This is a genomic window from Nocardia asteroides (assembly GCA_019930625.1).
Taxonomy (GTDB): Bacteria; Actinomycetota; Actinomycetes; order Mycobacteriales; family Mycobacteriaceae; genus Nocardia; species Nocardia sputi.
Genome location: CP082844.1, coordinates 5,563,264 through 5,576,261, shown reverse-complemented (window position 1 = coordinate 5,576,261; position 12,998 = coordinate 5,563,264). Strand labels below are relative to the sequence as shown.

Genomic DNA, 12,998 nt, shown 5'->3' with positions numbered 1-12,998 from the left:
GGTGAAGCTACCTCCAGCAACAATCTAGTTCGTGGCATATCCGATGCCCGACCGGCGGCTCGCCCGAATCAGACCAGATGGTATCCCCGCTGAATTGCCTATGTAAAGTGCGGGATTCGTAGGTCGGCTTCAGATGTCTACCAGCGGTTCGGAGGATCCCGAGTTCCACGATCTGGTCGGCGATAGCGAGCGCCGGGCGATTTCACCGCGGTTGGTCCGACATCAACGCCCAACCCCGGTTCCGGCACCCGCTTGGACCCGGCTCGGGAGCGAACTGCGGGATAGCTGACCGGCGGCAACACCCGCCCTCTCCGGCAACCGAGCCGCTGGCCACCGGATCGGCCGTGATGGTAGACCGCCGCGCTGGGGACGACCTCGTAGGCGCCGACCGAAGCGAGGTTTACGAAGTGCCCGCCGCCCTGCCTTGCATGACCGGAAGCGCGGCGGCGATGCCGTGGAGCACTCCGCCTACGTTGACATCCAGCACGCGGTTCCATTCGTCGACTGTCAACGCGCTCAACGGCGACAGCGGCATGACTCCCGCGTTGTCGACCATGACCTCCACCAGCCGAGGCTGGTCATCACCATTTCGGCGCCCCAGCCCGCTCGGTCCGATGATCATCGGGGATTACGGCGGGTACCGGGGGTATACGCGGAGCAGGCAACGGCGGTGGAGTCGATGACGAACATCATCCGCTTCCGTCCGAGTAACAGTCGCCACCTACCGGAATGGATGCGCACATGCAGATTCAGGTCAACACCGACAGCAACATCGACAGCGGCGAAAAGCTGATCCGGCACGTCGAGGAGGAGATCGCGTCGACGCTCGAGCGCTTCAGCGACCAGATCACCAGCGTGGAAGCCCACCTCAGTGACCAGAACGCGGGCAAAGGCGGACCGGACGACAAGCGATGCGTGCTGCAGGCTCGTCCAACCGGTCAGCAGCCGGTCGCGGTGACCCACAACGCCGCGACGATCGATGACGCCTGCCGGGGCGCGGCCGAGAGCATGGCGCATCTGCTCGCCAGCCGGTTCGGCCGGTTGCACGAGACAAAAGGTGGCGACTCCATCAGGCACCCGCACAAGAACCACCCACACACGAACTGAGTCGGCAGCACCCGGCTGTTCGGTACTCGGGGCGGCCCGTCGATCCGTTGACTCGGTTCAGGAATTCGGGCGGCACGTGACTGTAGGACGTCACCACCAGCGGGATCTTCACCGATTCCTGAGACGCGCTGCCCCGCCCGGCCGATAGCCGCGGTCGGGCGGTTGCGCATCTGCTGCCACTGACATCGAGGAGGTCCGTGATCTGTCCTCGATGAGCGGCATCCATCCAGGCCCGAGTCGGTAACCTTACTCGATATCGGCGTTGTGCTGATCTCCGAACTCAGACCGGTGAGATCGGCGCAAAGGCCCGAATCTCGGCGGTGCCGGGTCCCACCACCGCCGCCGACGATTCCGGCACTTCGTTCCACGCGCCCTCGAGGTCGCGCAGGGGCTCGGACACCACGAAACGGGTTTCGCCGCCCAGTTCGCGCAGAACCTCGATTTCCGGGTGCAGGGCGCGCAGCTGGGAGAGCTCGGTGGAGAAGAATAATGACCGCGTTTGCCGCTCGCTGGAATATCGGAAGACCCACAAGAATTCGCCGTTGGTGGTCGCGACGGTCATCTGAACCGGATGCTCGACCTTGTTCGCGTGCCCGACATCTTCGACGAAGCCGACCGCGCGGGCGACACCATCGAAGGGATCATCGACGAGACCGAACGTCAGAGCAAGGTAGAACAGAGCTTCCGTATCCGTGGAACCCTCGATGTCGGAAAAGAGTACCGGGTCGACGGCCATCAACAGGTCGCGCCTGATCTCGCGGAAACCGCGTAGGACGCCGTTGTGCACCCACAACCATTTCCCGTGCCGAAACGGATGACAATTGCTGCGTTGCACGGCGGTCCCCGTCGAGGATCGCACGTGGGAGAGCAACATCGATGTTCGGATCTGACCGGCGACTTCCCGCAGATTGCTGTCGTTCCAGGCCGGTTCGATGCCCTTGTAGACCGCCGGTTCGGTGCCCAAGCCGTACCAGCCGACACCGAAGCCGTCACCGTTGGTGGTGGTCTCTCCCAGACGTGAGTGCAGACTCTGATCGATCAGGGAATGTTCAGGGCGGAACAACAGATCCTCGGCAAGGATCGGCTCACCCGAATACGCCATCCACCGGCACACACAACAATTCAAACAGAATCGACACTATCCGCGCTAGACCTCGCTCGCCCAGAAACCGCAGCCGCCGGGTCACGAGTACGAATATTATCGGGAATCACTAGTTCTGGGTGAAGTGACATGCGCGTTGAATTCTGCTTCGGGGAGAATGCCCTGGAGCTCCGGCTCGCCGGGCCGACGCCACGGGGCGAGGTCGAGCCGGTAGATGCACTCGGGCCCGCAACGAAATCATCGTCCTCCCTCGACGCCGAAATACCGGGGACACGGCGATAACTCCGGTGAGAAGCAGGGGCGCGACCGTCGAGCCGCGGGCAGGCCATTGCGCTTCGTCCATCTCCCGCCATCACCTGTTGCGGGTGATGCGCGCGCAGCCGGCGCCGGAGCAGTCTGTTGTCGATCGAGGTTCCATACCGCCTGGCTCGGGTGGGAGTCGTCCGACCTCTGTACCTACGGATCGACCAAGATCCATGGCGCCTCGTCGAACCGGAAAGATATGCGATGGCGACGGAATCCGGAGTTCTCGCGGTGAAGACGTCTTCGCGGTTCTGCGGCCAGCCACTGCTGTACTACCTCGACAACGTCTGGACATCCGGCGAGGTTCACCGAACAGGGGTGAGGCGATGTCACGGTGATGTGGGCACTACCCGCGATCACTGCGATGCTGCTCGCTTTCGCGGCGATCTCCGGGCGTATCACGGGTACGCCGATCACCGCGCCGATCATCTTCACCGCTGGTGGTCTCGTACTCGGAAGCACGGCGATGGGGCTGATCGAGGTGGAAGCTACCGCCGAGACCGTCAAACTCCTGGCCGAGATCACGCTCGCGTTGGTGTTGTTCTCCGACGCCTCGCAAGTGGACCTGACCGCGCTCCGGGCCGCGATCTCCTTGCCGGCCCGGTTGCTCGGCATCGGTCTGCCATTGACGATCGTGGCAGGGTTCGGTGCGGCGCTTATCGTGCTGAGTGAACTCACCTGGTCCGAAGCGCTCCTGCTTGCGGTAGTCCTTGCCCCCACCGACGCTGCCCTCGGGCAGGCCGTGGTCACGCTGCCGGTCCTACCCTGGCGAGTGCGGCAAGGGTTGAACGTCGAAAGTGGCCTCAACGACGGAATCTGCGTGCCCTTGTTCTTGATCGTGCTGGCACTCGCCCAGACCGAAGCCGACGCCATCGGCCACGGCGCTGCCGCTCGGTTGGTCGGCGAACAAGTCGGGTACGGCATCGCGGCCGGTGTCGGTGCCGGGACAATCGCCGCGGTAATTCTGATCTCTGCCGGGCGGCACCACACGATCGACCGGGCATGGACGCAGATCGTTCCCCTCGCCGCCGCCGCGCTTGCCTACACCGTCGCCGTACCGGTCGGCGGGTCGGGTTTCATCGCCGCCTTCGTCGGCGGCCTGGCCTTCGGGAGGATCTGCCGCCGTAACGTGAACGGCGATGTACCGGCCGACCTACTCGACGACGCCGGTGACTTGTTCAATGCCGTGACCTTCATCGTGTTCGGTGCCGTGCTGCTCGGCCCCGCCCTCGGGCACCTGTCCTGGAGCGTGTTCGGGTACGCCGTGTTGAGCCTGACCGCGGTCCGGATATTCCCCGTCGGATTGTCGATGCTCGGCACACACGCCCGTGTCTCGACCGTCGCCTTCGTCGGCTGGTTCGGCCCTCGTGGGCTGGCCACCATCGTCTTCGTAATCCTGATCCTGGAAGAACACCAAGAACTACCCCACCAGAATCTGCTCCTCGCCACCGCCGTCGTCACGATCGGGCTCTCGGTCTTGACCCACGGTCTCACCGCCGCGCCCTTGGCCCAGCGTTACGCCACCTGGTTACACCGCCACCCACCAGTCGACGACCATCCGGCACCAGACGCTACATACTGACCAACGTGCGCAACGCCGGGCGCTGTCGGTCTCGTTGCCGCCGCTCGAACCAGCCGGTTCCCCAAGGCAAGCGGCTTTCATGCTTCGTGTGGGCCGCGGAGACCATCGCCGCGGCGCGAGACCCTACCGGCCACCGCTACCGGGTGCTTCCCTCCGCCCTGCCGCGGTAGCTGGTCATGGGGTCGGACTACCAACCGACGCCGGGCAACGGGGAACGCCGCCGTGTCACTAGCCGGTAGACGCGTTGCGCGCCGAAGCCGGATGCCCCAATGCCTGGGCCTTCAGTTGCTCGAATTCCACGTCGTTGATGACACCGGAGTCGTGAAGGGCCTTGGCGTCGGCGATGTTCTCGGCGGGGGACTTGCCCGCGACCTGCCGGATGTACTGATCGGTGGCCTGCTTCGCTTCTGCCTGCGTCTGTTGGGCGCGCAGCGCCATGCCCCGCCCGCGGACGATGAGGTACACCAGCGCCGTCAAGTACGGCAACACCACCAGGGCGATCACCCACACGGCTTTGGCGAAGCCTGAGACGGAGTGGTCACGGAACAGATCCACGAGAATCTGGAACAGCACGATCAGATACGCCACGAAGGCGAACACCAAGATCGTGTACCACACGTAATCCCAAAACGAATCCATGCTGTGAACCTCCTCGGGCGGGTCTGTCCCGTGTCGTTGTCAGCAGTCGCGGCCGATCGCGACCTGAATCGGACCGCTGGTCGGTCCCTCGGTCGAAGAGCGAACTTTTGTTTTCTTTGCGAATGCTCATTTCCACATCGCACTTTGGTGACAGCTTGGGGACCCGGCCCGAAATGAGCACTGTGGGTCTTCGACGCCGCACTCAACGAGTAAACACCGAGCAAATAGTACCTGAGTAGCGACTCCTTCCGAGGTGCAACGGACTGTTCGAGTGTCGAGTAAACATCGGTACGGAACATGATCACGGGATAGCTCGCCTGCTAGACTCGACGCGTGAGAACCGCCGTGAGGCGGTCTGTGGTGGCCGGACCATCTCTGCGCCAGTTGTCGATACCACCCATCACGCCACTGGCCGCGGTGTGTTCTGCGCGATTCCTTTCACACCGCGTTGATTGCGATTCCGATGAAGGTTTCTCCAACTGCCGAAGTGACAGGACTCGCTCGCCTGGCTGGGCGGCCCCACGCCCACGATGATGCTCACTATGTTCGCCGAACACATCATTGATTATGGGGTCGTTTGTGGCAGATCGGCCGCTATGGGACCACTTGTTCGTGACCCTGCCACTGGAGCCACACCGCTGGAGACGGAGGTGGACATGACCACAGGTAATGGGGATTGGTCCAAGCCGAGGGCGATGACCATTCCGAAGGAAGGATACTTCGAACTCGAGCAGGGCCGGTACGGGCCGATATTCCCCCGCACACCGGCCAACTACGGCTTCTCGATCATCGCGAAGGTCAAACCCGGCCGTGAGGCGGCGATCCGGGACTACGGTGAACAGCTCGCGGCCGCAGTCGAAGAAGACCCCACTGTGCTGGCGCCGCTGCGGCTGCACTACCTGCGCTGGGTGCTGTTCGACCTCGGTGACGGGCTGTGTTTCCAGTATCAGGGGATCTTCGACACCGACTTCGACAAGTACGTCGAAGACGCCATCGCCCTGTTCCTGTCGACAGGTATCACGACCGTCTTCGTCAACCTCGAGGGGTTCCCCGAGGACTGGAAAACCGATACCGACGCGGTCGTCGAGTTCTTCCGTGAGCATCAATTTCCAAGCTTCCTGGAGTACGGCGAGTACCCATATGTGACCGCGGAAGAGATCAAGAAGGCACTGCGCGTGAAGGCGGCGTTCTCCGACATGCTCGACCAGATGCAGTAGCACCACGAGGTACGTTGATGCTCGAAATCGACGACATCCAGCACCTTCTGCTGACCCGCGTCCCCGCGCTGACCGGACGCTACGACTTCCTGTCGTTCGACAGTGCTGACGGTGGGCGTGCGTGGCTGTCCGGCATGGTCGACCGTGTCGCCTCGGCGGCCGCCGCACAGCGCCGCGTGAGCACCGACCGCAGCTGGGTGACACTCGCGTTCACCTGGACCGGGCTGCGTGCACTCGGCGTGCCCCATCGGTCGCTGGCGACGTTCCCCGACGAGTTCCGGCAAGGCATGGCAGCACGGGCAGACATCCTCGGTGACATCGGGCTCGATCACCCCGACCACTGGGTCGGTGGATTGGCCGGTGACAATCTGCACGCTATCGCCATACTGTTCGCCCGCGACGACGCCGAACGTGTTCGCGGCAGCCGAGCTCACGACCAACTGGTCGACCGCTGCGCTGGAGTAACCGTGCTCTCGTCGCTGGATGTTGCGGCCGTTCCGCCGTTGGAATACGCGCACGACCATTTCGGCTACCGCGACCGGTTGTCGCAGCCGGTGATCGAAGACTCCGGTGAACAGCCGACGCCGGGCACGGGCGCCCCGATCAAAGCTGGAGAGTTCATCCTGGGATATCCCGACGAGGACGGCCCTCCGGCCGGACTGCCGCAACCGGAGGGGTTGTCGCGCAACGGAAGCTACATGGCCTACCGGCGCCTGCAGGAACACGTCGGGCGATTTCGCGATTTCCTGGCCGAGCGCACCGACACCCCTGAGGAGCAAGAGTTGCTGGCCGCGAAATTGATGGGCCGCTGGCGAAGCGGCGCCCCCTTGGTGCTCGCCCCCGAGAAGGACGACCCCGAACTCGGGGCTGACATGCAGCGCAACAACGACTTCAACTACAAAGAAATGGACCCCTACGGCTACGCGGCGCCACTGGGTTCGCACATCCGCAGACTGAATCCCCGCGACACCGCGGTCAACATGCGACGCAGACGCCTGATCCGCCGCGGCGCCACCTACGGACCGCACCTCCCGGAAGGCGTACCCGAGGATGGCGCCGAGCGCGGAATCGCGGCCTTCGTGCTGTGTGCAAGCCTGGTACGCCAATTCGAGTTCGCCCAGAACGTGTGGATCAACGACAAAACCTTCCACGAACTCGGCAACGAGCGCGACCCGATCATCGGCAATCAAGACGGAACCCTCGAATACAAGATCCCCAAACGCCCGATTCGCAAGACAATCAAAGGATTGCCGGCGTTCACGACCCTCATGGGTGGCGCGTACTTCTTCCTGCCCGGACTTCGCGCCCTGCGTTACCTCTGCACCCTCACCGACAACGAGGTAGCACCATGAGCACCATCACCCCGGCGCGCACTTACAACCAATCCCAGCTGCCACGCACCTACACTCCCGGTAGACGCCGATTGAGCATCTACTGGACCTGGAGCTACCCCTGGGAAGCCCAGCGCGACCCTGCCGCGCTGGACAACCGCTTCTCCACCATGACCGAAGTACGCCAGGCCACCTGGCCGGCCTACGAGGCACCCGAATACGACACCGCCCACTTCTTGCAAGGCATCGCGGGAACACTGGAGCTGTTCCACCGCTCCACTCTCACTTTCCAGCAGCTCGCCGCCGAGGCCACCGGCCACCCCGTCCCAGTCTTCCAGCGTATCGATCAAGCCGGATTCGAACTACCCATCGACGAACGAATCCTCGCCGACACCGACACCCTCATGGTCTTCGGTCTCGACCACGTAGTCGGTCAGGCAGCAGCCTCCCCCGAGGAGATCGCAGCCATCGACGACTGGCTACGACGCGAGGACACCTGTCTGCTCCTGGCGCCCCACCACGACGTCGGCCGCACCGACGACCTCCAGCAACGCCAAGTCGAATACGACCACCACGGCGACACACTGACACCACGCCAACAACGCTTCAGCGCCTACACCCGCTCACTGATGAGAGCCCTCGACATTCCGGTGCGCAACATGTACGGGCTCCGTCCCGCCGTCGTCCGACACACGAAATCCATCGCGCCTCTGACAACATTCCGCGACCTCGACGCCCTGCATCTGCTCGAGAACGTCACCACGTTCAACTTCCACCCCCACCTACCGCACTATCACCTCACCGCACCCGCGAGCGAATCCGTGCGGCTGCTCGCCCGCCAGCCCATCGACCTCGACCGGCCCCACCCCTTCACCGCCGAGGGCAATACCGAATTCAACACCCTTATCTGGTTGCCGCCCACCGACCGACGCGCCGGCGACATCCTCATAGTCGACTCGACCAACTTCACCACCCTGTTCGGAGGAACCGACAGCCTCATCAACTTCTGGCGCAACGTCGCACTCATGAAGTGACACCGCATCGAACAGTCAGCCGAGGCCAAACCGAATGCCGCACGAAATGATGAAAGGTGATTCACCATGTCAGCAACCGATCAGCGCTCCGTTGGGCAGGCGGTCGCGGCCGGTACATCCATCGGCGCCGCCATCCTGCTGATGGCAGTCGGCATCTTGTCGATCTTGGAAGGAATCTCCGCCATCGCCAAGGATGAAGTTTTCGTGGCCACGCCCGGATACACCTACCAGTTCAACACCACCACCTGGGGTTGGATCCATCTGGTTCTCGGGATCCTGCTGGTGATCGCGGCGGCCGGACTGATGTCCGGGGCCATGTGGGCGAGAGTGATCGCTGTGTTCCTCGCAGCGCTGTCCATCCTCGCGAACTTCCTGTGGCTGCCCTACTACCCATGGTGGTCGATCGTCGTGATCGCCTTGAACGTCGTCGTGATCTGGGCGGTGACGACGTGGCATCCCCGCCGCGTCTGACCCGATTCGCACCGCACAACTCTCTCGGCCCCGGCAAGGAGGGCAACCGCGACAAACCCTGCACCGGAGGGCGAGGACGGTCGAGTCAGGCGCCGACCGGTCCCGGCCGTGTCCCGGTGGCGTTGTTCGCATCGGACTTGTCCTGCCAGGCACGGGCGGGCCGGATCAGCAGTTCCAGCGCGAGCAGCGCGAGCAGCGCGCCGAGGAGGACCCACACCACCACCAGTCCGGTGGGGTAGCGCCAGAACATCAGTAGGAGCGCGGCGACACCGATGATCGCCCATCGCAGCGCGGTGCGGGCCCGGAAAGCCCAAGCTTCGACCGGGTTGGGCGGACGCGATCGCCGGATGCGCTGCACCGCGTCCACGCCACGTTCGAACCCACTGCGCACCGCGACGGCGGAGGCCGAGTTTCCGGTGAGGTAAGCGCCCAGTGCGATCGCCAGGCCGAGTACGGCGACCGCGCGCAACGCGCTTCGCAGCGGCACCAGCATCGTGTCGATAATCGCCGTGGCAGCGCCCGGTGACAGCACGTCAGGCGGAATCTTGTCCACATACAGTGCCCGGGCGACGATCAGCGCGATGGCCAGGACGAGCATGCCCGCCGCGATGCCGAGTCCGACGAAGGCCAGGGCGCGGCGTCGATGACCCGGCGGTGGCGTGACGATCGCGGCGATCGCGGCCGCGATCGTCACCCACGGCAGCACTGCCGAGGCTTTGTCGAGCGCGTCGACCGCCTGCTGAGCCCGCACGAGTTCCGGAGATCGGAACAGCACGAATTGTTTGTCGACCGCGGGGACTTTCTCGGCAAAGGTGAAGCCGCGGTCGAGCAGCCGGGCTTTGACGTTGTCGATCACCGTGGCCAGGGAGAGGGTCACCGTGCCGTTCTCGTCGACGGTCACCGACTCCGGGCCGACGTGCCCGGTCGCCGCGGCCACCAAGGCGGTGTGGGCAGCGCGGTTGGCTTGCAGCCACAGGTCCTCGAATTGGTCACTGCGCACGAACGACAGCACGGTGTCGTTGACGAAGCTGCGGGCTTGCTGGGTGATCACCGGCGCCAGCCCTTCGACCGCGCGATCCACCCGCGGCCGGTTCGCGGTCGCCGGGACGGCGTCGGTGAGGGCGGCCAGCGCGTCCGTGGTGAGGCCCTCGATGTCGACGCGGGTGAAGATCTCGTCGGTGATCGTGTCGGAGACCTCGGTCTGCAGTATCGGATTCGAGCCCAGCGGCGCCACTGTGCTCAGGTACCGGTCGGTGTCGAGGACCTCGCCGCGTACGTACCGCGACACTACGGTGGTGATCGCCAGAACTGCGACCAGCACCGTCAAGATCGCCACCGCGGTCCACCGCCACCCATGTCGGGGCGGCCGGCGTACCGGCGCCGCCGCGGCCGGGCCCTTCGTCCGCAGTGCGGCCACTTCTGCCCGCAGCCGCTCGAGTTCGGCGCGTTCGTCGGCGCTCAACTTGCCGCCGTGCGTGTTCTCGGGAGCCATCGGTACCCCTCACTTCGCGAACGAATACGGGCAGTGGTCCGACATCCACTGAGACGATGGTGGCGGTTGTCCGTGCCTCAGCACCTACTTTTCGTCGGCCACGAGCAACTGCGGCAACCGCTGTCGTGCGGTCGGGGTTGGCGGCGCCGGCCCGGTCTCGGGTGAGGACGGCGCCGCCCCGGTCTCGGCGGTGCGGTCCGCCGAGGGCGCGAGGTTCCAGGTCGAGACGGACCGGATCGCCCCTACGCCGAGGGCGATGATTCGGGTCCGCCACAGGGGTTGATACAGCGCCGGATCACACCTGCGTCCTAACCGCCAGGCGGGTCCCGTTCCAGTAGAACTCTGCATAGAAGCAGCATGTGCTATCAACGCCGGATCAATACGGGCCAGGACTTTCGAGGTCCGGCTGGAATCAGCGACCTGGTGACGGTCAGGGCGTACGCTAGGACTCAGATTAGCACCACTGACGCCGACGATTTCTCGAATCGACGGCACTCGATCCCGCAGTGAACTGGAAGCAGCTTCTGTGAGAGTCGCTGATACGACTCTTATTCGTTACAGAAAGAAGGCTACAGTGACCGAAACCGATATCGACGCATTAGGTCCCGTCGATTATCTCGTGATCGAATTCCCAGCCGATAGGCCTCCGAACGGTTCGGCGCTACCGTTGCTGCGCGACCTCGTCGAGCGCGGCATTATCCGAGTGTTGGACCTGGCGTTCGTCCGCAAGGATGTCGACGGCTCCCTCTCCGGAATCGACATAGCTGACGTCGGTCTCGAAGGGGATATCGACATCGCCCTCTTCGCGGAGGCGGGATCGGGCCTGCTCGACGATGCCGACCGCAGGGAAGCGGGCCGAGCGCTCGAGCCGGGATGTTCGGCCGCGATCCTGATCTACGAGAACAGGTGGGCGGCGCCCTTCGCGTCCGCGCTGCGCCGCAACGGCGCCGAACTCGTGGCCACCGGACGCATCCCAATGCAGAGCATCTTGTCGTCGCTCGGCGCTATCGAGACGGAAACCCGTTAGCAACAACGCAAAATCGCGTCGTCAGCTCGACCGATCAAGGAGAGCATCATGCCCGGTTTGCTTCGCGGCGTAGCCCGCACCGCCATGGTCGCCGGAACTGCGACCGCTGTCTCCAACCGCGTCTCCCGACGGCAGGGAGAGCGGTGGGCCATGCAGGATGCGCAGTACGCTCCTGACGCGCAGTATGCGGCACCGCAACCCGCGCCCGCACCGCAATCCGGCCCCGGTGCGGGGATGGACCGGATCACCGCACTGAAGGAACTCGCCCAGCTCAAAGCGCAAGGTGTGCTTACCGATACCGAGTTCGAAGCCGAGAAGGCCAGAATTCTCCGATCCTGAAGTAAGTTGTTTCCACGCCACTGCTCTACGGCAACGGAATTTTATCCTCGGTCAGAGTGCGGGTCGATGCGGTGCGGAGTAACCGCGAGGATCACAGTCCGAACTCCGAATGGTGTTGTCTCGACGTCTGTGCACCGGAATCGGCGGGTCGGACGGTCGGAATTTGTTCGGTCGGAGGTCGCCATGGCAACTGCTGTGTCGATGAATTCGTCCGGTCCGCGGTGCGGTAACGGGATCGAGCAATTCACCGTCGGCGTCGAGGAAGAGTTCGTTCTGGTCGATCCGGTCACTGGTCGTCCCTCGTTGACCAGCACCGCTGTCGCAGCCGCAGCTTCGGGCATCGAGGTGCAATTGGAGCTCTCCAAATGCCAGCTCGAGACCTCTACCCCCGTGTGCACGACTATTCCGGCGTTGCGGGACGAGTTGGGTAGGGCGCGGCTTCTGGCAGCGCAGGCGGCGGCGCGGGCCGAAGCCCGGCTGCTTGCCCTGGGTGTCCCCCTGTGGCTTCCGCCGACCAGATCCCTGACCGAGACACCGCGGTATCGGCGGATGGCGGAGTGGTTCGGGGAACTCACCGAACAGGTGATCTGTGGTTGCCACGTCCACGTCTGTGTGCCCGACCGGGAGGTTGCGGTTCAGGTCAGCAACCATCTGCGGCCGTGGTTGCCGACCCTCCTGGCGCTGACTGCGAACTCCCCCATCACCGGCGGCTCCGACACGGGCTACGCCAGTTGGCGTCATCTTCAATGGTCGCGGTGGCCCAGCGCTGGGCCACCGCCGTATTTCCGGTCGGCCGGCCATTATGACGACGCAGTCGAGATGCTTCGCGAGAGCGGAAGCATCCTCGACACCGCAATGGTCTACTGGGACGTGCGATTGTCCGCGCACTTCCCCACGATCGAGATCCGTATCAGCGACGTTCCGGCCACTGTCGCCGAAACCGTGCTCTTGGCGACGCTGGTCCGGGCACTGGTCGTCACGGCCGTGGCCGCAGTGGACAGCGGTCGGGTCGCTGATCCGATCGACCAAGGGCAGCTGCGGTCGGCGTGCTGGCGAGCAGCACGCGACGGCCTCGCGGGTTCGGGATTCGACATAGCAACACGGCGCCTGGTACCGGCAGTCCGACTGTTGAATCGTCTGCTCTCCTACACCCGGCCGTGTCTCGAGGAATCCGGCGACTACGCGCACACCCGGGATGCGATTGCGGCGGTCCTCGCCGGTGGCAATGGCGCCATGCGGCAGCGCCGCGCTCTGCGCACCGACGGCCTCATGGCGGTCCTCGGCACGGCATCACACCTGACAACCGAGGGATGCCGAATCACCGAGGGAGGCCAGCCGGCGCTCGAACGGTGAC

Annotated in this window: 12 protein-coding genes and 1 pseudogene; 9 read left to right on the top strand and 4 right to left on the bottom strand. The window is 64.4% G+C overall.

Features of this window, described 5'->3' with window-relative positions:
- Positions 1-137 precede the first annotated feature (137 nt).
- Positions 138-622 (bottom strand): annotated as a pseudogene (locus K8O92_25390) (SDR family NAD(P)-dependent oxidoreductase).
- Positions 623-741: 119 nt separating this feature from the next.
- On the opposite strand from K8O92_25390, the gene K8O92_25385 reads away from it, so the two are divergent.
- On the top strand, positions 742-1,107 hold the full coding sequence (locus K8O92_25385) for an HPF/RaiA family ribosome-associated protein (protein ID UAK31152.1): 366 nt from the start codon (positions 742-744) through the stop codon (positions 1,105-1,107).
- A gap of 280 nt (positions 1,108-1,387) precedes the next feature.
- Here the strand turns inward: K8O92_25385 and K8O92_25380 are convergent, their stop codons facing one another.
- Positions 1,388-2,209, bottom strand: coding sequence for a class II glutamine amidotransferase (locus tag K8O92_25380; GenBank protein UAK31151.1), 822 nt, complete (start codon positions 2,207-2,209; stop codon positions 1,388-1,390).
- Between the two features lie 637 nt (positions 2,210-2,846).
- Here K8O92_25380 and K8O92_25375 point away from each other — a divergent pair.
- A complete protein-coding gene (locus K8O92_25375) occupies positions 2,847-4,094 on the top strand; it encodes a cation:proton antiporter (GenBank protein UAK31150.1) in 1,248 nt (415 codons plus the stop codon).
- A 228-nt stretch (positions 4,095-4,322) separates the two neighbouring features.
- On the opposite strand, the gene K8O92_25370 is transcribed toward K8O92_25375, so the two are convergent.
- On the bottom strand, positions 4,323-4,733 hold the full coding sequence (locus tag K8O92_25370) for an SHOCT domain-containing protein (GenBank protein ID UAK31149.1): 411 nt from the start codon (positions 4,731-4,733) through the stop codon (positions 4,323-4,325).
- A 656-nt stretch (positions 4,734-5,389) separates the two neighbouring features.
- Between K8O92_25370 and K8O92_25365 the strand changes: the two genes are divergently transcribed.
- From K8O92_25365 to K8O92_25350, 4 genes are all read left to right on the top strand, one after another.
- The gene (locus K8O92_25365) at positions 5,390-5,950 is read left to right on the top strand and encodes a hypothetical protein (protein UAK31148.1); all 561 of its coding nucleotides are present in this window, start codon (positions 5,390-5,392) and stop codon (positions 5,948-5,950) included.
- A gap of 17 nt (positions 5,951-5,967) precedes the next feature.
- A complete protein-coding gene (locus tag K8O92_25360; protein UAK31147.1) occupies positions 5,968-7,302 on the top strand; it encodes a peroxidase in 1,335 nt (444 codons plus the stop codon).
- Positions 7,299-8,315, top strand: a complete 1,017-nt coding sequence (locus K8O92_25355) for a hypothetical protein (GenBank protein UAK31146.1) — start codon at positions 7,299-7,301, stop codon at positions 8,313-8,315. Before K8O92_25360 ends, K8O92_25355 begins: the two co-directional genes overlap by 4 nt.
- Positions 8,316-8,381: 66 nt before the next feature.
- Entirely contained in the window at positions 8,382-8,786 is a 405-nt protein-coding gene (locus K8O92_25350) for a hypothetical protein (GenBank protein UAK31145.1), read from the top strand.
- 85 nt (positions 8,787-8,871) lie between these two features.
- Here the strand turns inward: K8O92_25350 and K8O92_25345 are convergent, their stop codons facing one another.
- Complete coding sequence (locus tag K8O92_25345) at positions 8,872-10,278, bottom strand: hypothetical protein (GenBank protein UAK31144.1); 1,407 nt, start codon at positions 10,276-10,278, stop codon at positions 8,872-8,874.
- 574 nt (positions 10,279-10,852) lie between these two features.
- Here K8O92_25345 and K8O92_25340 point away from each other — a divergent pair.
- From K8O92_25340 to K8O92_25330, 3 genes are all read left to right on the top strand, one after another.
- Positions 10,853-11,305 (top strand): DUF6325 family protein, encoded by a 453-nt coding sequence (locus tag K8O92_25340; GenBank protein UAK35937.1) that lies wholly within the window; start codon positions 10,853-10,855, stop codon positions 11,303-11,305.
- A 48-nt stretch (positions 11,306-11,353) separates the two neighbouring features.
- Positions 11,354-11,644, top strand: coding sequence for an SHOCT domain-containing protein (locus K8O92_25335; GenBank protein UAK31143.1), 291 nt, complete (start codon positions 11,354-11,356; stop codon positions 11,642-11,644).
- 183 nt (positions 11,645-11,827) lie between these two features.
- Complete coding sequence (locus K8O92_25330; protein UAK31142.1) at positions 11,828-12,997, top strand: glutamate--cysteine ligase; 1,170 nt, start codon at positions 11,828-11,830, stop codon at positions 12,995-12,997.
- The last annotated feature ends 1 nt before the right edge of the window (position 12,998 follow it).

Bases quoted from the DNA above. Each gene is read 5' to 3' on its own strand.
- K8O92_25380 (UAK31151.1), bottom strand. From the start codon at position 2,209: ATGGCGTATTCGGGTGAGCCGATCCTTGCCGAGGATCTGTTGTTCCGC.
- K8O92_25355 (UAK31146.1), top strand. From the start codon at position 7,299: ATGAGCACCATCACCCCGGCGCGCACTTACAACCAATCCCAGCTGCCA.
- K8O92_25330 (UAK31142.1), top strand. From the start codon at position 11,828: ATGGCAACTGCTGTGTCGATGAATTCGTCCGGTCCGCGGTGCGGTAAC.
- K8O92_25350 (UAK31145.1), top strand. From the start codon at position 8,382: ATGTCAGCAACCGATCAGCGCTCCGTTGGGCAGGCGGTCGCGGCCGGT.
- K8O92_25370 (UAK31149.1), bottom strand. From the start codon at position 4,733: ATGGATTCGTTTTGGGATTACGTGTGGTACACGATCTTGGTGTTCGCC.
- K8O92_25345 (UAK31144.1), bottom strand. From the start codon at position 10,278: ATGGCTCCCGAGAACACGCACGGCGGCAAGTTGAGCGCCGACGAACGC.
- K8O92_25365 (UAK31148.1), top strand. From the start codon at position 5,390: ATGACCACAGGTAATGGGGATTGGTCCAAGCCGAGGGCGATGACCATT.
- K8O92_25385 (UAK31152.1), top strand. From the start codon at position 742: ATGCAGATTCAGGTCAACACCGACAGCAACATCGACAGCGGCGAAAAG.
- K8O92_25360 (UAK31147.1), top strand. From the start codon at position 5,968: ATGCTCGAAATCGACGACATCCAGCACCTTCTGCTGACCCGCGTCCCC.
- K8O92_25335 (UAK31143.1), top strand. From the start codon at position 11,354: ATGCCCGGTTTGCTTCGCGGCGTAGCCCGCACCGCCATGGTCGCCGGA.